The sequence below is a fragment of the Clostridioides sp. ZZV14-6387 genome (genome assembly GCF_020657835.1).
Taxonomy (GTDB): domain Bacteria; phylum Bacillota; class Clostridia; order Peptostreptococcales; family Peptostreptococcaceae; genus Clostridioides; species Clostridioides difficile_A.
Map to the genome: position 1 here is coordinate 144,744 of NZ_JAGWCW010000001.1, position 22,200 is coordinate 166,943.

The window sequence follows — 22,200 nt, forward strand, 5'->3', positions numbered from 1 at the left end:
ATCACCCTTTCCTTATTTTAAAATACCTAATGCATATAAAATTATTGAAACAACCATTACACCTAAAATTAAGTATATAGGCTTTATGTTCTTTTTAAGAGCCCAATAAACAACTAAAACTAAAATTGCAGGAACTAGTCCAGGCATAATTTGGTCTAATATTTCTTGACCTTTCATTGTAAAATCCCCTTGTTGAAAATTCAAAGCAACATTAGCTTTTACTACAGATGGTATTAATGCTCCCACCACCATTAATCCTAAAATAGATGTACTCTCAGTTAAAATCTTCAAACTTTTTTCAATTGAAGATATTAGCTTAGTACCTGATGTATATCCAGCATTAAATAGTGGTATACTTAATAATTTTAACGCTACACTCACTGCAATCCATAATAAGATTCCAAATGGACTTCCATCTATCGCCATGTTAGCTGCTATTGCTCCAAAAATTGTCCATGGAATAACAACAAATAAACTATCTCCTAAACCTGCCACTGGTCCCATCAATCCTGTTTTAATTGAAGTAACAGCCTCCTCAGTATCTTCACTTGATAATTCCTCCATAGCTACATTAATACCCAAAATATAAGGTGCAACCCATGGATTAGTATTGAAAAACTGTAAATGATTTAATACAGCTTTTTGAAGTTTTTCTGGGTTATCTTTATATACTACCTTTAAAAATGGTAGTACTGCATAACAATATGCTAAAGCTTGCATCTTCTCATAATTTGAAGAAACAGAACTTGTGAAAAACCAACGCCATAGAACACTTTTTTTAACTTTTTCATTTGATTTATTTACTGATACATTATCACTCATCTTCATCCATACCTCCTGCCACAGTATAATGTTGTGCTTGATTTTCTACATTCTTTTTGTAAATTATAAGTGCAATTGCTCCTCCAATTAAAGCTACACCTAACAATGGTACTTTCATATATACTGCTAAAACAAAACCAATTACTAAATAACTAAAATACTCCTTAGCAGGAAGGTATCTAAGTAATAATCCTATTCCTACTGCTGGAAGTAATCCTCCAGCTACTGTTAAACCACCTGTTAACCATTCAGGTGTATATTTTAAAATTGTGTTAATTAAAGAAGGTCCAAATATTACAGATAAAGCAACTGGAATACCTGTTGTAGCTGCTGTTAATAATACTCCTAACATTTGCATATATGTTATATTTTTGTAATTTCCTTTTCTAGCTCCATCTTCTGCTTTATGAACTAGCCATATACCAATAGTATTTCTAAGAACATCTAACTGTACCATCAATAAAGCAACTGGAATACCTATAGAGATTCCTACAGATGCTTCTTGCTTAGTTGTAATAGTTATAAATGTTGCTACTATACTTGCTGTCTGATAATCAGGTATTGATGCTCCACCAAAGTTACTAATACCTAATGATAATAATTGTAGTGTCCCTCCGATATATAAACCTGTGTTTATATCACCTAAGATAAGACCAGTAATAAAACCTGCTGTTACTGGTTGATATGTTCCAAACATTGTTGAATTTTTTTCATAGTTTATAAAAAATCCATATACTACTATTAATAATAATTGCCATAATTGTGGTTCCATTATGATTTCACCTCGCTCAAAATATTTTTTAACTCTTCAAAGTTATATTTAGAATTTTGCTTTAAGAAAATAGGAATTTCTTCAAGAGGGCATTCAATTTCATAAATTTTTCCACCTTCATAACTGACCCCACTAAAGATATTCTCCCATGTATATCCTTTTGGTAAATATACTTTTCTACCTCTATCTTTATAATTCATTATTGGAGCAACCAAAATTTCATCTCCAAGCATATATGTATTATCAATCTCCCAAGCTTTATCATCTTCAGGAAATTCATAAAATAAAGTTCTCATAACTGGTATACCTTCTTCATGAGCTTCTTTCATCAATTTTGATAAATAAGTTTTTATACTATCTCTAATTTTGATAAACTTTGTAAGAATTGTTTCAACTTCTTCACCATAAGACCATATTTCATTAGGAGCTCCTGTTACCATTGAACCTCCACCTTTATTTGATAATGGTTTGCTATGAGGCAATCTATCTCCATGCATTCTTAAAATTGGTGAAAAAGTAGCATATTGGAACCATCTTACCATAAGTTCTCTAAATTCTGGGTCTTTAGGATTTCCTCCATGGAAACCTCCAATATCTGTCGTCCACCATGGTATACCTGCTAGTCCCATATTTAATCCTGTATTTACTTGATTATTAAAAGCTTCAAAACTAGAATCAATATCACCAGACCATACTAAAGCTCCATACTTTTGAGCTCCTGCCCAAGCTCCTCTTACAAGAGTTACAACAGACTCTGTATCATCATGTAAACCATGATAAATCATTTTTAAATAATCAATAGGATAAATGTTACCACAACTTAAAACATTTCCTTTTTTATATCTATAGTTATCAAAATCATAAACAGAATATCCAGGTTCAGCTACATCTAACCAATAATAGTTAATTCCAAGCTGTTTATAATTTTTATCTATTCTATCCCAAACATAGTCTCTTGCATCTCTGTTTGTCATATCTACAAATACCGTATTTCCTTGAATTTGCATTGTCATTCTGACACCACGATTAACATTAACTAAATAACCATTTTCTAAATAATCATTGTAGTTTTCTGCATCACTTTGAACTGTAGGCCATACAGATACCATTGGCTCTACTGAATACTCTTCTTTTAGTTTCCTAACTAATTCCTTGGGATTTTTCCAATAATCTAGGTCAAATTTATATTCACCTTGTTTAGGCCAATGAAAATAGTCAATTGCAATTGATGAAAGTTTAATTCCCCTTTTAGAATATTCTTCCACAACATCTAAAACTTCTTCTGAAGTTCTATATCTTAACTTACTTTGCCATAGCCCCAAAAGGTTTTCAGGCATCATAGGAACAGTTCCTGTGACTTGAGAATAATTTTTATTTAGCTCTTTTGGGCTTTCCCCACAAGTAATCCAATAGTCTATAAATTTTGTAGAAAACATCTTCCATTCTGTCATATTTTTGGCAAAAGATACTTTTCCAATCCCTGGATTATTCCATAAAAATCCATAACCTAAACTAGAAATATAAAAAGGAACTGATATTTGAGAATTTCTTTGTGCCAATTCTAGCACAGTGTTCTTTAAATCTAAAAATTTATGTTGATATTGTCCCATTCCAAAAACTTTTTCAAAAGGCTCAGACTCAAATCTAGTAGTCACTTCAAAGTCTCCATTATAACTTGGTCGATATTCTCTTGATTTTAATTTAAGAGTAGAGTTGAAGTCTTTGGTAATTTCTATTGTACCTACATCTTCCCCACCATCATCATGTTTTACAGCTCTTAATCGAATATACTCTTTCAATAATATTTCATTTTTATCATTGTAAAAAGTGATTCTATCTCTATGGTCTAAGACAGCCTTTATCTTTCCATTTTTAATGATTACACTACCATCTTCATTTTTATTAATTATAATATCGTCTTTATTTAACTTAGGTTTTTCGTTAAGAGCATAGTTTTCATCAACAAAATTTTGGTCTACAAATGACCTGATACGTAAAGAATTTTTTCCCCATGCTTCTATTCGCAATAGTTCATTGTCAAATCTTTTTTCAATATAATCTTCAAATATTCTTACCACAGCCACCCTCCTAAATAGATGATATAGTGTTATATTTAATGTACTGTTAGGTCAACTACTTTAATATATGAATTGATGTAGATGATTTTATTTTGTCATTTATTTGTACATTAAACTAACTTACCAATAATATACTTTATTTGACTCTATTTGTCAATCGTTTTCCATAATTTAACGTAATTTTCCAATTTAATAAAAAATAATACTTTTTAATGTCTTAAATTTCTTTTAATTTATATTTTTTAGTTTGTCATGATTAGAAAGTATAACAAATCATATATTTTTAGTAATTTTTTTGTACTGCCCCATATGTATTAAATCATTCTATAATGGTAATTGGTATAATTTGAATTTGTTAGTAATTTAATTAATTAATACATGTTTTAAATATAATTTATGGATTTTATGACAAAAACAAAAGATACTAGCTTTAACAAACTAGTATCTTCAAGAGTTTTGTTCTTTTAATTTTAAAATTACTAAAAATTCATTTATATCACTACAAATATTCAATACTCTTTTAATCATAAATAGTTATCATACTTTCTAAAAATATATTCATAATATATTTATTTGCCCTCTTCAGATTCATCAAGTCCAACTATTGGTATATTCAAATTGTATTCATTAAGTAATTTTTCCAACTCTTCTATAAAAATTCCTTTACCATCTACCATTTGTACATCATTTATTTTGTTTCTCAAATCAGTGCAACCGCATAATTCACCAGACCACTTCTCAGAACTACATGTCTTATTATAACCACAGCTTGGGCTACCATCTATTGCAATAATACTTTTTATATTGTAATTATTTTTTAAGTATTCATCAAACTGCATTATATAAGGTATCAACATTTGTCTACACTGTTTTCTAAAAAACATATTATCAAACTGTTCTTTTACATGTCCCCATCTATTTATTCCATACATAATTATCTCTGGGCAAGGTAGTTGAATTATTCCATATCCATTATTTATTAAATCTACTGCTATATTTTGTGCACCTTTAAATTCTGATGAGCCCTCTACTTTGGAGTTACAGTTTAATATACAATGACATACTACTACAATCTCTCTACTTCTTTTCATAATAATCTCCTTAGTTATTCTTAACTTTAATAATACTATATATTTCGCCAATTATATTATTTATTTGCTCTATATTCGTAATATTCTATATAGAAATATACAATTAGTAATCTTTTATAATCTATAATATGATAAATGTATACATTTTTTAGGAGGTATTATAATTGAATACTAAAAAAATCACGTTTTCTTCAATGTGTATAGTTATCAACATTGTCTTAGGTATATTTATATCTATGATAAACATACCTTTATTATTTTTAGATACAGTTGGTACTGTACTTGGGGCTGTTGTATTAGGTCCTTTTTGGGGTGCTCTTATTGGTGGATGCACAAACTTAGTTTTAGGTGTTATATCAGGACCTACAAATATTCCTTTTGCTCTTGTAAATATTGCTCTTGGTCTTATTGTCGGTTATATTTCTAAGAAAAAAGGGTTTGGCTATAAAGAGGCTCTTATCACAGGAATAATTTTAGCTGTTGTTTGTCCTTTAATTGGTACTCCTATTTCAGTTTTATTATTTGGGGGATTAAGTGGAAGTGGTGCTGATTTATTGGTTGGTTTTTTAGTTCAATCTGGGCAGAAGATATTTACTGCTGCATTCTTTCCAAGAATTCTCAGCAATATAGTGGACAAGCCTTTATCTTGTATCATGGTTGTATATTTTATAAGTAAAATGCCTAAAGGTTTTATAAGTCAATATAGTAGAAATACGTCTAGTTCGTCTTAATGAGTTATTTATACATATGATTTATTAATAAAGTCATAGACTTATCTTTGTATAATATTTTTTATTAGGCCTTAATATTAACAATTTAATTAGATAGTATTTAAATTAATTTAATTGTCTAATTTATTACTCAAAAAGAGATATTGCAGAAACATTCAATATCTCTTTTTGTATTTCTATATTATCCATATTCAATTTTTTATTTTAATCTACTATTAAACTATAAATTTATTCTTTATACTTATTAAGATTATTTGACTTATATACAGAATCCTCTATATATTCTAATACAATTGTAACTTTAAAACTTGTATAATATCTTTTAACTAGATTTATCTAGATACTTGAAGAACTAGTTATTTAGTTAAATAAATACACACTAAATCTTCTCTATTTTATTTTTTAATTTTTCTGTAATTGTATATAACTTTATCTCAAATGTTCATAAAATTATTTTCTTTTATTAACACTCTACTGTTCCTACTGCTTTTCCTACACATCCACAAACTTCCATTCTACTCTTCACAAACTCTTTAACTGAATCTAAACCTTTCTTCCCATACTTCTTAGGGTCAATCACTTCTGGGTCAGAATTAAGTACATCCTTAACTCCATTACTATAAGCAATCCTTAATTCTGTTGCATAATTAACCTTACAAATTCCTCTTTTTATAGATTCTTTAATCATCTCATCTGGTATTCCAGACCCTCCATGTAACACTAATGGAACTGATACCACTTCTCTAATCTGAGACAATCTATCTAAATCAAGCTTTGGTTCTCCTTTATATAGACCATGTGCTGTACCTATTGCTACTGCTAGAGATGATACTCCTGTTCTCTCTACAAACTCTTTTGCTTCTAGTGGGTCTGTGTATGCTCCACCATCTCCACCATCTAAGTCGTCTTCCTTACCTCCAACTTTACCTAATTCAGCTTCAACAGGTATATCTGAAGGCATACATGCATCTACAACAGATTTGGATATTGAAATATTGTCTTCGTAACTTTCATGAGAACCATCAATCATAATAGAAGTATATCCAACTCTAAGTGCTTGCATAGCTAGTTCAAAACTTGAACCGTGGTCTAAGTGCATTGCTACAGGTATACTTGCCTTTTCTGATGCTACCTTTACATTTGCTAAATAATAATCTAGCCCTGCATACTTTATTGTTGAAGGTGTTGTTTGTAGTATTACAGGTGATTTAAGTTCCTCAGCAGCCTCTATTACTGCCATAACCATCTCCATATTTTCTACATTAAATGCACCTACTGCATAATGTCCTTCTTGTGCATCTAATAATATTTGTTTAGTTGTCACTAATGCCATAATTCATCCTCCTATATACTTATACTGATTTCTTCATTATTTAATTTCGATACTATTTCTCTACTTGTTTTACTGTTTAGTAACTCATTTAAAAATTCTTCATGCATTAACTTTGAAGATAGCTGAGACAGTGTCTTTAAGTGTAAATTATCATCACTATCTGTTGCTGCTATCATAAATATAATATTTACTAAACTTCCATCCTCTGATTCAAAATCAAATCCTTCTTTTGATACACCTACTGCTACACGTGGTATTTTTACTGCATCTGTCTTTGCATGTGGTATAGCTATCCCCATCCCAAAACCTGTAGACGATATTTCTTCTCTCTTATAAATTTCTTCTTTAAATTTATTCTTATCTGAAAGAACACCTGATTTATCAAGTATTTCAACCATCTCATCAATTACATCTGCTTTCTTTTTTCCCTTAACATTTAAAACTACTGTTTCTTCATCATATAAAGTTATGCCATTAGATACGTTTTCCAATCTTGTAATGTTATCTGTGCTTTTATGTCTATTTTCATTTTTAATTTCAGTTGAATTTTCTGTAGTAGTTTTGTTATTTACTACTTTAGGTGTAACCACCATATAAAGTATGGCTCCTACTAATGAACCTACCAATATACACCCTACCCATAAAAGTGGCTTATTGACTAATCCTAGAACCAAAAATCCTCCATGTGGAGCTGGTACCTCTATTTTCATTATATAAGTTAAAATTGCTGATATTGATGAACCAATCATAAGTACTGGCAACACTTTTAATGGATTCTTTGCTGCAAAAGGTATTGCTCCTTCTGTTATATGAGTACTACCTAGTATATAGTTAATTAACCCTGCTGCTCTATCTTCTTCTGTAAATCTGTTTTTAAATAAAGTAGATGCTATTGCTATTACTAATGGTGGTGTTATACAAGCTGCAGATACACCTGCCATAAATAAATAGTTTCCTTGTCCTAGAAGCATTGTTCCAGTTACATATGCTGCTTTATTTACTGGACCTCCCATATCAAATGCTGACATACAACCTATTACGATTCCTAATATTATAGGACTTGAATTTTGTAATCCTGAAAGGAAGTTCATCATAGCATTGTTAAGTGCTGAACATGGCCCTCCAAGCAATAACATAACTACACCGACAAAACCTACACTGACTATAGGAATTATAAAAATTGATTTAAGACCTTCTAACTGTCTTGGTAATTTTCTTAATATATGTACAAATAAATTTACTAAGTAACCTGCTAAAAATCCTGCTATAATTCCACCTAAAAATCCTGAACCTGTGTCAAAGGATATCATTCCTCCAACAAGACCCGCTAACATACCAGGTCTTCCTGATATAGATTGAGCTATAAATGCTGCTAATACAGGAACCATCAAATTCATAGAATATCCACCAACAGATTTTAATGTAGCTGCTATCTGATTATACTGTTCTGAATTTGGGTCAAATGAGTAAATACCCCACAAAAATGATATGGCAGTTAGTACTCCACCTGCTACTACTAAAGGTAACATATGAGATACACCATTCATTAAGTCCTTATATAGCTTTTGACCAAATGATAAATTACCTTCTTCTTTAAGTTTGCTACTTGATGCACTTCCTTTTCTAATAGGGGCTTTCTCATCCATACATTTTTGTATAAGTTCAGTAGCTTTGTGTATACCTTCTTTGACAGGTACTTCTATTACTGGCTTTCCATTGAATCTATCCATATCGACGTTTTTATCACAAGCCACTATTATTGCATCTGCCATTTCAATATCTTTTGCTGTTAGTTTATTTTCTACTCCTATAGCTCCATTCGTTTCAACTTTTATATCGCAACCTAATTCTTTGGCAGCTTTTTTTAATGCTTCTTCTGCCATAAAAGTATGAGCTATCCCAGTTGGGCAACCTGTTACACCTAGAATCATCCTCTTACCCATTTTTATACCACCTTTCTAACTTTTATATTTTTTATATAGTCTTCTACATTCTCCAAATTACCTATACCATTACTTTCAGCTACACTTGCTCCTGTTGCTGATGACCTTTTTAATGCATTTTCAATATCTTCTTGATTTTCTAACCATATACTCAAAAAAGCAGCCAATGCAGAATCTCCAGCACAAGCAGAACTAACAACTGTAACCGGTTGAGTACTAGCATAATAAATCGATTTTCCATTATAAAAATAAGAACCCTTTTCCCCTAGAGTTAGCAAGATATTTTGAGCACCTTTCAAGTGTAATAGCTTAAGTACATCTTTAATATCTTCTTCATCTCTTACAATAATTCCAAATATATCTTTTATTTCTTCATCATTTGGCTTTATCAAATATGGATTATATTGTAGTAATTCCTTTAGTTTTGGTGAACTTATATCCAGTATTATTTTTATGTTTTTATTTTTACAAATTTTAAATATCTCTTCATAGTAATTATCATCAATTCCAGGTGGTAGACTACCACTTATCGATAGATGACTTATATCTTCTAGAGACTCTATCTTCTCCAACATATCTAGCTTTTGTTTTTCATCTACATATGACCCAGAGTTAACAAATTTAAACTCGTCACTCCCATCATTTAAAAATATATTTATACGAGTCGTATCTTCTACCCAAGTGGGTAATACATCAAACCCTCTTTTTTCACTTTCCTCAACTATATATCTTCCTGAAAATCCTCCAAAAAAACCTAATATTTTGGATTCTATACCATAATGACCTAGTACAAATGATACATTTAGACCTTTTCCATTAGGAGAATATATAGCATTAGATGTACGATTTACTAATTTGCTTTTTATACCATTAGTAGATATATTCATGTCTATTGCTGGATTAGTAGTTAATGTATATATCATTGTCTTCCCCCTTGCTTCTGTTGTGTATATTTTCATTATAATAAAAAAGTCTATGAAAATCTTTTCACAAATAGAAAATCGATTTTCATAGACTCTTCAATTTAATTCTCAGAATTATTATACCTAACCATATAGTCTATAATTATCCTAGATATAATATACAAGGGTAACCTAGATGATACTTCATATTCAGAAATTGATATATGCTCATGCTTATATCCTACAATATATAAATCTGAATACTTTATAAGTTTTGCATTTTCACTACAACAGCATGTTATAACTTTAGCTCCTCCTAAATTGGCATTTTGTGCTGACTCTACAAGTTCCACAGTATTTCCATTCAATGAAAAAATAATTATAAGCTCATCTTTTTTTATTGATTTAGATTTTATTTTCATTATATTAGGGTCATTTATAAAGACCACATTGAAATCGAGCAGTTGCAATTTAAGACTAAACTCTTTTGCTACATATTCAGTAAGTCCTCTTGCTAAAATATATATCTTACTAGACTCGTTTATAGCTTTTATTATATTAATTAATGTAGTTAAAGATATTTGTTCTATAACCCTTTGTGCTTCAATAAAAGATTTATTTATTATATCCCCCATATTTTGTATATCATCATTTTCATCTTTTACTGTTAATCTATACCTTAGTTCATTAAATCCATTTAAACCACATTTTCTAATTGCCCTTGAAACAGTTGCTGGAGATGAATATGTTTCATGAGCAATCTCTACTATAGATAATTCTGGTAATATCGACTCATTTTCATTTATAAATTTAATTATTTCAAGTTCTGTCTTAGTTAGATTTTCAGAATTACTTTTGTTTAGCTCAATTATCATATTTTTCTCTCCTTATATCTAAGTTTGTCTATCTAATTTTATCAAATATTATATAAATAATATATTCCCTCTTAACTACTTATTTTTATACACAATTAAGATTTAGTCAATGTCTATATATGTAAATTTATAATATAATAATTTTGTACTTCAATTTATTATAGTATTCTGTAATAAAAATAAACAGTCTATCTCACTGAAAAAATCTAAATTCATGTGTAATATCTTTCTTTTTTATCTAGCATATCTTATTTTTAATATGACTTATTTCTTAACTGTTGTACACTAGTTATGAGATTAAATATTTGTATTGTGGTAGCAGTCATATTATCGCTAGCAGTTTTTTTATCCATAGCCTCTTCTATTGTCATAGCTCTATTTACTATAGAAAAATAAGCATCTATGCCGTCTTCATTACACTTAACTGCATCTTCTGTTGTTGCTCCAGCCAAACCTATTACTTTTATCCCATATTTTTTAGCCAATTTTGCAACTCCTATTGGTGCCTTGCCCATAGCAGTTTGCTTATCCAATCTACCTTCTCCTGTTATTACAAAGTCTACATCTTTCAACTCATCCTCTAATTTAATTTCTTCTAATATTATTTTTATGCCAGATTCTAACTTTGAATTTAAGAATCCTAAAAAGGCAAATCCTAATCCACCTGCTGCTCCTACCCCTTCTACATTGGCTATATCTTTGTCCAAATCATTTTTAACTACATTAGAAAAATTTCTAAGCCCATTATCTAACTCTTCAATTATTTCTCGTGTTGCACCTTTTTGAGGTCCATATATGTATCCAGCTCCATTTTCTCCAAACAGTGGATTGTTTACATCACAAGCTATTTTAAAGTTACATTCATCTAATTCTTTTAGTCTATTATCTATTTTTATGTGTCTTATTTTATTTAAAACTTTTCCACCTAAATCTACTAATTTATTATTCTTATCATAAAACTCAAACCCTAAAGCTTGAAGCATACCTACTCCTGCATCATTGGTAGCACTTCCACCTAATCCTACTATAAAATTTCTACAGCCTTTATTTATTGCTTCCTTTATTATTTCTCCAACACCATAAGTTGTAGTGTATAAAGGATTTCTAAGTTCAGTTGGGACTAATGTCAATCCTGATGCTTGAGCAATTTCTATTATTGCAGTATTCGTATCTTTTAATAATCCATATGTCGCATTTACTTTCTTAATTATTGGCCCAGTAACTTCTATAGTTTCTTTTGTCCCATTCATTCCTTGAACTAAAGCATCTACTGTTCCTTCACCACCGTCAGCAAGTGGTAGTATCTTTACTTTTGCATCTTTTTCAACTTTTAATATCCCTTTTTTGATTGCATTTGCTGCTTCAATTGAGGATAAACTTCCCTTAAAGGAATCTATAGAGATTAATATTTTCATATTTATCTACTCCTTATTTTAATATACGATTTTATAATATTAATAAAAGAGGTATTACCGATTTTCAAGTAATACCTCTTTGTTTTATTTTTAATTTAAATTAATTTATGTGATTTTTCTTAATCTCATCAAGTAGTCCATCTTCTAAATAAATTTCTAATGCACAACCCACCATTGCCTTTACTGCTTTATGAAGTTTATCATAAGCTTCTGTAGAATTTGCATAATTTAGAAATTCTTTTTCGTGAACATATACCATTGGATTTATATCTAAAGCTATTTCTGTATACATAGTAGGGCAAACTTGACTTACATTACCTATATCTGTAGAACCCACTGGTCCATCTTTTCCCTCTAGTATATCTGTTATACCTGCTTCAATCAAATTATTTTTTGTTATATTTTGAAGTACTTTATTATTTATTATATTGTCAAAAGAATTTTCAAAATATCTATAAGATAGCTTAGCTCCTGTCATTAACTCTGCACCTTTTGCACAGTTTATAACTTTTTTGGTAACTTCATCTAAATAACTTCTTTCAGCAGCTCTTACAAAAAACTTACAAGCAGCTTTTTCTGGAACTATATTTGGAGCTTCTCCTCCATTTGAAACTATACCATGTATTCTAACATCTGATTTTACATGTTGTCTTAGAGCATTTATTCCAGCAAAAGTAAGTTGTACTGCATCCAATGCATTAACTCCCATATGAGGATGACTAGCCGCATGTGCTGATACACCTTCAAAACTAAACTCTAATGAATCTATTGCTAAAGCTTTGCAGTTTATATTATTAAAAGCTTCTATATGCATCTGATAGCTTACATCAATATCATCAAAAGCTCCTGCTTTAACTAAGTCACATTTTCCTCCTGTTGTTTCTTCAGCTGGTGTTCCTATTAATACAATTTTTCCTTTAAAACTTTCTTTTAACTTGCTTAATACTATACAAGCTCCTAGTGTAGATGCTGCAATCCAGTTATGACCACAAGCATGACCTGGCTCTTTATCTTCTCCATATCCAGGAAGTGCATCATACTCAGCTAAAAACGCTATAGTAGGACCATCACTATCTCCTAGCTCTGCTCTAAAAGCAGTATCCATATTACAGTATGGATAAGTTGTGTCAAATCCATATTCCTTCATTTTATCTACTAAATATTTTGATGATATATATTCTTCATCTCCTAGCTCTGGGTTGTTGAATATAAAATCGCATACTTCTTCAATTTCTTTTCCAAGTTCATTCTCTATCTCATAAGCTCTTTTCTTTATACTCTCTATCATAACTTACCTCCTATTAGAATCCTAGATATAATCCTACTGTCAAAAATACCATTACAAGAATTGTTAATACTACCATTAGAGGAACTATGAATCTAACCCACTTTGACCAAGGAATATTAGCTACTGCTAGTGCTCCCATTAAAACACCTGATGTAGGTGTTATTAAGTTAGTTACACCTATCCCAAATTGATAAGCTGTAACTATCATTTGTCTAGATACATCTACTAAGTCTCCAAGTGGTGCAAGTACAGGTATTGTAAGTGATGCAAGCCCTGATGCTGATGGTATTAAAAATGCTATTAATCCTTCTATTAAGAAAGTTAAGTTTATAAATATAGTTTTTGGTAATCCATTTAATAAATTTGCCGCAGAATTTAAAATTGTATCTATTATAAATCCATTTTCTGCTATTATTACGATTCCACGTGCAAATGCTATACATAATCCTGCTGTCATTAAATCTCCAGCTCCACTTATAAATGAATTAACTATTTCATCTTGCTTAAGCCCTGATGCTATTCCAGATATTATACCTATGGCTGTAAATATCATTGCAATTTCAGCTATATACCATCCTAATTTTAAAACACCAAATATCATAATTCCCATACCTATTACGAAAATTGCTATTACAATGGCTTCTCTTTTTGTAAATTCTTTTATGTTTGTATCACTATTAACCATTGATTCTTGATTCAGTGATATATCATGTACTAAAGACTTTTTAGGGTCTTTTTTTACTTTATTAGCATACATCATAACAAATGCTATAGATATAGCCATATATATTATAAACATAACAACTCTAAACTCTATTCCAGAACCTGGTGCTATTTGTGACAATGCCTGTGCTATTCCTACAGAGAAAGGATTAGTAGTCGCCGCTCCAAATCCAGCTGTTGCCCCTATAAATACTGTTGCCACCGCGGTTAATGAATCATATCCCATGCTGGTCATAAGTGGAATAAATATCATATAAAAAGGTAATGTTTCTTCACTCATTCCAAAAGTTGTACCACCAAGACCAAATAAAATCATAGATATAGGTATTATTAAAAATTGAAACTTCTTCATTTTATTTACAGTGTGCGCTATAATGGCTTCTATTGCACCTGTTTTATTAACTATTCCAAAAGCCCCTCCAACTATTAAAACAAATCCAACTACTTCAGCTGCATCTATAAATCCATTTATAGGAGCTGAAAATACATCAGTAATACCTTGTGGATTTGATGGTGCTTTTTCATAAGTTCCAGCTACAACAACTGACCTTCCGTCTATATCTACCCTTTCAAAATTTCCACTTGGTACTATCCAAGTAAGAACTGCCATTACTACTATTAATAAGAATATTATAGTAAGTGTCTGCGGCATAGTAAACCTCTTCTTTTTTAAACTGCTCATTTTTATTCTCCCCACTTTTAAATTAAAATATTTTATTATTGCATCCCTTTTCTATCCTATTTTGTATAGATGTAAAAAAGCTCAACATGGATACATGTTGAGCTAAATGTGCTAAATACAATATACCTACATCTTCCCTTTATCTTATCTAAGATAGCTCTCCATCAAAATTCGGGATGAATTTGATGACAGTACTGTACCTATTAAATACAGTCCCAGCACTAGCTTTGGACACTAGCACTTCGGCACTTACTCCTTTTATATTGCTTCATTGGTTTCCAACCTCTTCAATACTAATCTTAGTAAATGCAACCTCTACCTCAATCTTTTTATTAGATGAGGTAATGCTTATTAAATTTTATTTATTGTAAATAATTGTAGCATAATATGTCGAGATTGTAAATATTTTCAATATAATATACTTAGAATTAAATTTTATTTTCCACATCAATAAACTTTATATCTGCACATACATTCAAAGAATGTAGTATATTTTTATATCTAATTTTTTAAAGTCTGAAGATATATGTTTTTATATGTAACAAATTATACTTTCTCTATTAAGTGAATCTTTGGATATTTTTATTAGATGTTTATTAATAATTGATTACCATAAGAAATCATTCCATTGTATCCTCAACTATTTATTCAATTCTTTTTTAAGATAAATTGGTGGATACTTAACACTTTTTAATTCTTCATTACTTTTTAGAAGCTTATTGTTTTCTACATTATAAATTTGTAACATAACTTTATTTACATATAGGGCATAATAATCATCACTATAAAAATATTGATATTCATATTGTGAATCATCTTTATAATTTACTCTATACAGTATTCCATTATAGCTTGCTTTCTTTGCTTTTTCTTTTGTAATACTCTTTATATCATCTTCCAAAATGCCTTGCTTTACCATATATTTATTGATATATATCTCAGCCTCCTTCCATGGTTTGAAATAGTTATTATATACAACACTTCCTGCTATACCTACAATACCTATAATTAATACTACTAAAATAATTCTATATTTTCTCATGCTAATTCCCCTTCTTTTATTATTTAAAACTATTATAATTCACTAAAAAAAGATGTTATATTTTTCTATTAAAATATAACATCCATCGTATTTAGTATCAATATACATGCCCTAACTGGTAGGTTAAAAGGCCCTACTGTCAGTATTTTTATTAAGTAGTATATATATTTCCTACTTTCCATGTAGTTTTATTTCATTATTATAAAAATTTCACAAGTATTTGTTTTAGAATATCTATTGCAATATTTCAATTAACATAATAAGTATCATATTAGCTTCTAAATTTATATATTCAGCAATATGACTTTATAAGCTGTAATATTACATCAGCTGCCTTATTTGAACCACCTGCATTATAAAAGCTTTTTGATAGTTTAATTGCCTCTTCTTTGTATCCATTATCATTCATAACTTTAAATACAGTATCTTTAATATTTTTTGACCTATTTTCTTTTAACATCAGTCCTGCACCTAAATAAGCAACTCTATTAGCTACCATTCTCTGCTCTGAATGTTGTGGAAATAAGACCATAGGTACCCCATAATATAAACTTTCATTTACACTATTCATACCACAATGAGTGATAAACACATCAGCTTCTTGAAGTATAGCAATCTGTTCAACACTATTTTTAACTTCAAAGTTATTTGGTATATTCCCTAAACTTTTAATGTCAGTATCTCTACCAACAGACATAATTATATCAACATCACAATCTTTAAATGCTTTTATACAGTTTTCATAAAAATTAACATTTTTATTATTAATCGTACCAAGTGAAATATATATAAGTTTTCTCTTTTTATCTTTAGGCTTAACAATCAACTTTGATACTGATGGCCCTACAAAAGAATATTTACTGGAAAAAGTTTCTGACATTGGCTGAAATTCTTTTGATGTATATACAATAGTATTTGTATCATTATCATTAGAAATCATAGAAACAAAGTTTTTTACATAATATCCCTTTCTTTGTAAGAGCTTTATTTTTTTATTAATACGTCTCATCCCCAAAAACATATGAACAACTTCCATAAAACTTTGCTTCATCATTTTTGCTGTATGTTTATTAAATGCAAAAGTTGTTGTAGAGCATATATATGGAATATTAAGTTTTTGTGCAAATAACTTTCCCCAAAAGCTTAATGAGTCTGATACAATACAATTTGGATTAAAAACTTTAAGTTCTCTACATACTTTTTCATCTAAAGATATTGTAGTGTCTGCTATCATCTCAATTAACCCAGAGAAATCCTTGCCAATTTTTTTCTCATCTTCAGGACGTAATTCTGGGAGATATTTATCACAACTAATAAATTTTGCTCCAGTATCTTCAATTTTATCTTTAAATTCATTAAAAGAATAATACAATACTTCATTCCCTCTATCTACTAATTCACGAACTACTTCAATGGTTGGATTAGTATGACCATATGCAGGAATGCTGAAAAAAACTATTTTACTCATATTTTATCCATCCTTTTATAATTTTTCTAAAATTATTCTTCGTTATTTGTTACTCCCATATGACCTATAAAATTTACCAAATCACGTTGATGAACAATTCCTAGTCCTCTTTCTTCATCTCCAAGTATCAATAATTTATCTCCTGTATTTATATTAAATATATCTCTTGCTTCTTTTGGAATAACAATCTGACCACCTTCTCCAACTATAACAGCTCCAAAGAAAAATTTTCCTTTAGGTGGTATTATAATACCCGTTTTTTCTTCTGAATGATTGACTAAATCATCTAGTTTGACATTGTACAATTTTGCAAGTTTAATACAACTATCTATATCAGGAGTGGATTCTCCACTTTCCCATTTTGCTACTGATTGTCTAGATATATTAAGTTTTTCAGCTAAATCCTCTTGCGTATACTGATGAATTTTTCTTAGTCTTTTCAAATTTGTATTAAGCATATTTTAATATCTCCTATATTTATCGTACTAAATTTATTATTTAAATTCTATCAACTAATTTTAACATTTATGTATATATTGATATACATTTCTCTTGTACACATTTACCCTTTAATAAATATATTATAAGAAAATTTATAATTAATAGATACAATCTTTAATTTATCTAAAATGGCATCTTCTATTTATAAAAGTTCAATAAATAAAAATATATACAGCCTCTATTTTCAATTACACTATTTAAACCATACTAAATTTAATTCTAAATAATTTTCAAATTTAATGGTAATCAAATTCTTTACCAATAAATATAAAAAATATTAATGTGATTACTATCCAATTATACTATTCTGAATTTAGGTCAAATAAGTAAATCCCTCACGAAGCTTATATACTATCGTCCCTATAATTAACTTTATAATTTTAAATTTGTTTAAATTTATTAATTATGGTATTTTATTTTATGAGGTGATTTCATTGAAAAAAACAATAAAAGTGGTTGCTGCAATTATAGAAAATAAGAATAATGAAATTCTATGCGCTCTTAGAGCTCCAGATATGTCTCTACCAAATCACTGGGAATTTCCAGGTGGAAAAGTTAAAGAAGGAGAATCTTTATTTGATGCAATAGAAAGAGAAATACAAGAAGAATTAAGTTGTAAAGTGAAAGCAGACATTGTATTTGCTGAAAACACTCATGAATATGAAAAAATTATAGTAAACTTAATTGGTATAAAATGTTCGTTAATAAAAGAGTTTCCTACACCTAATGAACACTCTAAATTAATTTACCTTAGAAAGGAAAACTTAAGCTCTTTAGTATGGGCTCCTGCAGATATCCCTATTGTAAAAGAGATAATGAAATAGAGATATATTAATATATCCCTATTTCATTATCTCTACTTTTTTTATAAATTCTCTATATATTTTAACAGGAACCTCTTGATGAAGTTTTATTTTCATTGTTATAGGTTTCTCCCCATTGTATTCTACAGTGTCACCCTTACCTATATAAATATATGGCTGTGCCTTCTTATCTATTTCTTTATATTTTCTCACAAATAAATGTAAGTTAACTTTTCTATCTTTATTATGAATTAAATTCTTACCTCTATCAGTCAGCTGTCGTGTAGAATTTGGAGATTGCCACTGAAAATAATTTTGATTTAAAAATTTATCCTTATAGTTTATTCTTTCATCTATTCCTTCTTCCTTATGCAAATCAATAAACAGAAAATATTCATTCCCATTAGTTAAAAGTCCACTACCCCTAAATGAAGAATGAATCTTTCTATAATTAGAAAGTAATGCTATATCAATCATTTTATACTGTTCATATAACTTTAAGAATGGTACTCCATAGTAATCTTCTTTGAACTCTTTTTCATATCTAATAATCCCATAAGTAATAGCATCCTCTATATATTTTCTATATTTTTTATCACTAATTATTTGTGTAAATATACTACTTCTATATAAATTATCACCTTTATACTCTATTAGTTTAATCTTACTTTTTATCATTGATGAATCACAATATTGATGATTTAAACATTCAAAAGCGTGAATTATACTATCCTGGTCTACTTTATTAATATACTTCAATATTTCATTACTTGCCATTTCTATGCTAATACTATCATGATTTAATAAATATTTAAGTATAATAAATTCATTTATTCTTTTTAAAGGCAGACTAGTATTTAATTCTCTTAATATTTTTTCAAAATCTTCATCCATTAATAAAGTTTTAATACTATCATCCTTTTCTGTTTTACCTACAAAACTTAAATAGGTCCCATCTTTATCTATAAACTTAACTGGGTCTGGTGAGCCATCAAATTTTATATAATCTAATAACAAATATGGTACTTTTCCTCCACATAAGATTTTGAACTGATTATACTCTTCTCTCAAATATTGTGCTGACCTGAAATTTTCTCTATCAATTTGTGTTAGAATCCTTTCCTTGGAAATCTCATCAATTTGAATATGAGTACATCCTGGTATATTAGCAAAATCAGTACTTACAGCTACTTTTATACTATCCTTATCATAATATCTTGCACCATTTAAAGCTATAGCTATTAAAAATGTCTTATTATGATTTCCTATAAAATCAAGTACTGTTAGAAATTCTTTATCTCCACTTTTTCTAAGTCCTCTCCCTAATTGTTGAATAAATATTATAGGAGATGCAGTAGGTCGTAACATTAAAATTGTATTTACAGAAGGTATGTCAACACCTTCATTAAAAATATCAACAGTAAATATAGCCTGTAAGCTATCCTTATTACTTTCTAGTAGTTCAATGTATTCTTGTCTTTTATCAATAGAATCCTCGCCACAAAGTGCAACACTATTTATACCTCTTTTCTTAAACTCTTCAGCCATATATCTTGCATGTTCTATATTTACACAGAATCCTAATAATTTTCTAAACTGTCCATCATGTCCATAAAATTTCATTTTTTCAATAATAAAATCCACTCTTTTATGTATCATTAAACGTTTAGCCAACTCTGATGTATCATCTAAATTAATACCCTCTAAATCTACACCTTCAATATCTGTTATACCAAAGTAATGAAATGGTATTACTAAATCTTCTTCAAGTGCTTCATGCAATCTAACTTCTAAGGCAACATTATTATCAAAAAGCTCAAATACACTTAAACTATCACATCTCTCTGGAGTGGCAGTCATACCTAATGTAAACTGAGGTTTAAAGTAATTCAAAACATTTAGATATGATTTACTCGCACTATGATGAGCTTCATCAACTATAATATAATTAAAATAATCCTCTTCAAATTCAGTATAATGCTTATTCATAGTTTGTATTGTTGCAAATAGATAATTTGCCTCATAGTTTTTTTTATTGCCTGTAAATAAACCTGTTTTTAAATTTCTTTCTCTTAATAATCTATCAAATGTTTCTTTTGACTTCTTTAAAATTTCTTCCCTATGAACTATAAATAATAATCTCTTTGGTTTAAATTCCATTACATCAAATGCGGACATATATGTTTTCCCTGTCCCAGTAGCTGCGATAACTAAAGCTTTGTTTTCTCCATGAACCCTTAGCCTTTCTAGATTTTCCATAGCTTTTATCTGCATCTTATTAGGTCTAATAGGTACAAAATTATCAAACACCATTTTTCTTTTTAATTCTGTTCTTTTAATTTCATTTAGAAATAACATATATCTTTGTAACACTTCATCATTAAGATTTGAACTCATCTTCCAAAGGTTATCATACTCCTTCAATGCATCTTTTATAAATGGTTCATCTTCTTTTGAAACTATCTTTACATTCCATTCTATATTGCTTTTTAATGCACTTTGAGTAATATTTGAAGAACCTATTATAATTTTATAATGGTCTGCATTTTCAAAAATGTACACCTTTGTATGAAAACCTTTTTCTCTATCTGCTATGAATATTTTCATATCTACATTATTAAATTCTTTTATTTTTTCTAATGCTTTTGGCTCTGTAAAATTTAGATATGTAGTAGTTATTATCTTGCCTTTTACATTTTTTTCTTCTAACTCTTTAAATGTATCTAGCAACAACTGTACTCCACTATAATTTATAAATGCTACACTAAAATAAAATGCTTTACATTCTTTTAAGCTTTTCTTTAGTTCATTTAATAAATTACTATATTTTGAATTTATAATTAGTTGTTTTGATTCCTGCATCTTTTTCCCCTTAATTGTTATAAATATGTTTAAATTATATCATAAAAATATAGAAGAATCCTTATTTTCACTTGTATAGCTACTTAATTATTAGACATACCATACCTATTAAATAAATAAAACTATACAAACTAATATAATTTGTATGTCTCTATATCTATTAATCTAATCTTTATCTTTGGTTTTATATTAAGTTTTCTTTAATATAAGTAATGCATATAAAATTCCTACTAAAGGCTCTTTATTATCATTAACACCTTTTCACCTTCTTCATATTCTATGTGGATTACATATCTATCAAAATCTTTTACAACAAAATTTTTATATTTTACTATTTGCATAAACTTATCAAATGCTTTTTTTATTTCTATCCCAAACAGCTGATTTATATCTACTGTACTTTGGTCTCTAATTAATGGTATTTCAACTAGACTTCTAATATTACTTATGATACTTTCTTGCTTGGATTTTAAACAATCAATAATTAGCTCTTTATTCACTATCATCTTAATTATTTATCACTCATTTATATTAGTTTTACGAAGTACCTCAATTCATATTTATATTATAAATTTTGAAAAGATGCTCATGCTGAAATTCCTAATTTTTTTGGTGATTATCTTGTATTAGATGGGGCGATTATAAGAGAAGAAGGTCAAATTAAATGGCTAAGTAATTGTATAGATATTTGCCTACAACAAAGTAAGAAATAAATATCAAAAACAATTTTTTTAAATCTATACAACATTAATTAGATGATTCCTATATTGAGTAGGAACCATCTTTTTTGTACTCATTAATTCTTTTAATTATTATAGTCATAAACATACTAATCTATTTCATCTTTTGAATCTTTAAAAATACCCTAC

Annotated in this window: 19 protein-coding genes, 1 pseudogene and 1 riboswitch; of the genes and pseudogenes, 3 read left to right on the forward strand and 17 right to left on the reverse strand. The window is 28.8% G+C overall.

Annotated elements, in window-relative coordinates:
- Nucleotides 1-12: 12 nt before the first annotated feature.
- The 4 genes from KGF38_RS00645 to KGF38_RS00660 all read right to left on the reverse strand — a co-directional run bounded on the left by KGF38_RS00645 (nt 13) and on the right by KGF38_RS00660 (nt 4,763).
- Entirely contained in the window at nt 13-828 is an 816-nt protein-coding gene (locus tag KGF38_RS00645) for a PTS system mannose/fructose/sorbose family transporter subunit IID (RefSeq protein ID WP_223153229.1), read from the reverse strand.
- Nucleotides 815-1,594, reverse strand: a complete 780-nt coding sequence (locus KGF38_RS00650; RefSeq protein WP_021385973.1) for a PTS mannose/fructose/sorbose/N-acetylgalactosamine transporter subunit IIC — start codon at nt 1,592-1,594, stop codon at nt 815-817. The genes KGF38_RS00645 and KGF38_RS00650 overlap by 14 nt, the downstream gene beginning before the upstream one ends.
- A complete protein-coding gene (locus tag KGF38_RS00655; protein WP_167640285.1) occupies nt 1,594-3,672 on the reverse strand; it encodes a TIM-barrel domain-containing protein in 2,079 nt (692 codons plus the stop codon). Before KGF38_RS00655 ends, KGF38_RS00650 begins: the two co-directional genes overlap by 1 nt.
- A 569-nt stretch (nt 3,673-4,241) precedes the next feature.
- Nucleotides 4,242-4,763, reverse strand: a complete 522-nt coding sequence (locus KGF38_RS00660) for a CD3072 family TudS-related putative desulfidase (RefSeq protein WP_074179886.1) — start codon at nt 4,761-4,763, stop codon at nt 4,242-4,244.
- A gap of 164 nt (nt 4,764-4,927) precedes the next feature.
- Here KGF38_RS00660 and KGF38_RS00665 point away from each other — a divergent pair, with 164 nt between their 5' ends.
- The gene (locus tag KGF38_RS00665) at nt 4,928-5,494 is read left to right on the forward strand and encodes a CD3073 family putative ECF transporter S component (RefSeq protein ID WP_054271578.1); all 567 of its coding nucleotides are present in this window, start codon (nt 4,928-4,930) and stop codon (nt 5,492-5,494) included.
- 463 nt (nt 5,495-5,957) lie between these two features.
- On the opposite strand, the gene gatY is transcribed toward KGF38_RS00665, so the two are convergent.
- The 11 genes and pseudogenes from gatY to KGF38_RS20535 all read right to left on the reverse strand — a co-directional run.
- Complete coding sequence (gene gatY / locus KGF38_RS00670) at nt 5,958-6,827, reverse strand: tagatose-bisphosphate aldolase subunit GatY (protein WP_054271579.1); 870 nt, start codon at nt 6,825-6,827, stop codon at nt 5,958-5,960.
- 11 nt (nt 6,828-6,838) lie between these two features.
- A complete protein-coding gene (locus KGF38_RS00675) occupies nt 6,839-8,770 on the reverse strand; it encodes a PTS fructose transporter subunit IIABC (RefSeq protein WP_074179887.1) in 1,932 nt (643 codons plus the stop codon).
- A gap of 2 nt (nt 8,771-8,772) precedes the next feature.
- On the reverse strand, nt 8,773-9,693 hold the full coding sequence (locus tag KGF38_RS00680) for a 1-phosphofructokinase family hexose kinase (protein WP_054271581.1): 921 nt from the start codon (nt 9,691-9,693) through the stop codon (nt 8,773-8,775).
- A gap of 101 nt (nt 9,694-9,794) precedes the next feature.
- The gene (locus tag KGF38_RS00685) at nt 9,795-10,547 is read right to left on the reverse strand and encodes a MurR/RpiR family transcriptional regulator (protein WP_054271582.1); all 753 of its coding nucleotides are present in this window, start codon (nt 10,545-10,547) and stop codon (nt 9,795-9,797) included.
- Nucleotides 10,548-10,801: 254 nt separating this feature from the next.
- A complete protein-coding gene (locus tag KGF38_RS00690) occupies nt 10,802-11,962 on the reverse strand; it encodes a glycerate kinase (RefSeq protein WP_074179888.1) in 1,161 nt (386 codons plus the stop codon).
- A 100-nt stretch (nt 11,963-12,062) separates the two neighbouring features.
- Entirely contained in the window at nt 12,063-13,250 is a 1,188-nt protein-coding gene (locus KGF38_RS00695) for a M20 family metallopeptidase (RefSeq protein ID WP_074179889.1), read from the reverse strand.
- Nucleotides 13,251-13,263: 13 nt separating this feature from the next.
- Nucleotides 13,264-14,655 (reverse strand): YfcC family protein, encoded by a 1,392-nt coding sequence (locus KGF38_RS00700; RefSeq protein ID WP_054271585.1) that lies wholly within the window; start codon nt 14,653-14,655, stop codon nt 13,264-13,266.
- Nucleotides 14,656-14,801: 146 nt separating this feature from the next.
- Nucleotides 14,802-14,981: riboswitch (Lysine riboswitch) on the reverse strand.
- A gap of 314 nt (nt 14,982-15,295) precedes the next feature.
- Nucleotides 15,296-15,697, reverse strand: a complete 402-nt coding sequence (locus KGF38_RS00705) for a DUF3139 domain-containing protein (RefSeq protein WP_074179890.1) — start codon at nt 15,695-15,697, stop codon at nt 15,296-15,298.
- Between the two features lie 292 nt (nt 15,698-15,989).
- A complete protein-coding gene (locus KGF38_RS00710; RefSeq protein ID WP_227832071.1) occupies nt 15,990-17,165 on the reverse strand; it encodes a macrolide family glycosyltransferase in 1,176 nt (391 codons plus the stop codon).
- A 32-nt stretch (nt 17,166-17,197) separates the two neighbouring features.
- A complete protein-coding gene (locus KGF38_RS20530; protein ID WP_413926740.1) occupies nt 17,198-17,413 on the reverse strand; it encodes an AbrB/MazE/SpoVT family DNA-binding domain-containing protein in 216 nt (71 codons plus the stop codon).
- Between the two features lie 27 nt (nt 17,414-17,440).
- Nucleotides 17,441-17,623, reverse strand: a pseudogene (locus tag KGF38_RS20535) (helix-turn-helix transcriptional regulator); the annotation flags it as partial.
- A 477-nt stretch (nt 17,624-18,100) separates the two neighbouring features.
- Between KGF38_RS20535 and KGF38_RS00720 the strand changes: the two are divergent.
- Nucleotides 18,101-18,490: a (deoxy)nucleoside triphosphate pyrophosphohydrolase gene (locus tag KGF38_RS00720; RefSeq protein WP_054271589.1), complete on the forward strand. Its 390-nt coding sequence runs from the start codon at nt 18,101-18,103 to the stop codon at nt 18,488-18,490.
- A gap of 18 nt (nt 18,491-18,508) precedes the next feature.
- On the opposite strand, the gene KGF38_RS00725 is transcribed toward KGF38_RS00720, so the two are convergent.
- Together KGF38_RS00725 and KGF38_RS00730 are read right to left on the reverse strand one after the other, a co-directional pair.
- Complete coding sequence (locus tag KGF38_RS00725; protein WP_227832072.1) at nt 18,509-21,331, reverse strand: DEAD/DEAH box helicase; 2,823 nt, start codon at nt 21,329-21,331, stop codon at nt 18,509-18,511.
- A 230-nt stretch (nt 21,332-21,561) separates the two neighbouring features.
- Nucleotides 21,562-21,837 carry a hypothetical protein gene (locus KGF38_RS00730; RefSeq protein WP_227832073.1) on the reverse strand — a complete coding sequence of 92 codons (276 nt, stop codon included), beginning with the start codon at nt 21,835-21,837 and terminating at the stop codon, nt 21,562-21,564.
- Between the two features lie 90 nt (nt 21,838-21,927).
- Between KGF38_RS00730 and KGF38_RS00735 the strand changes: the two genes are divergently transcribed.
- Nucleotides 21,928-22,044, forward strand: a complete 117-nt coding sequence (locus KGF38_RS00735) for a hypothetical protein (protein ID WP_227832104.1) — start codon at nt 21,928-21,930, stop codon at nt 22,042-22,044.
- Nucleotides 22,045-22,200: the final 156 nt, after the last annotated feature.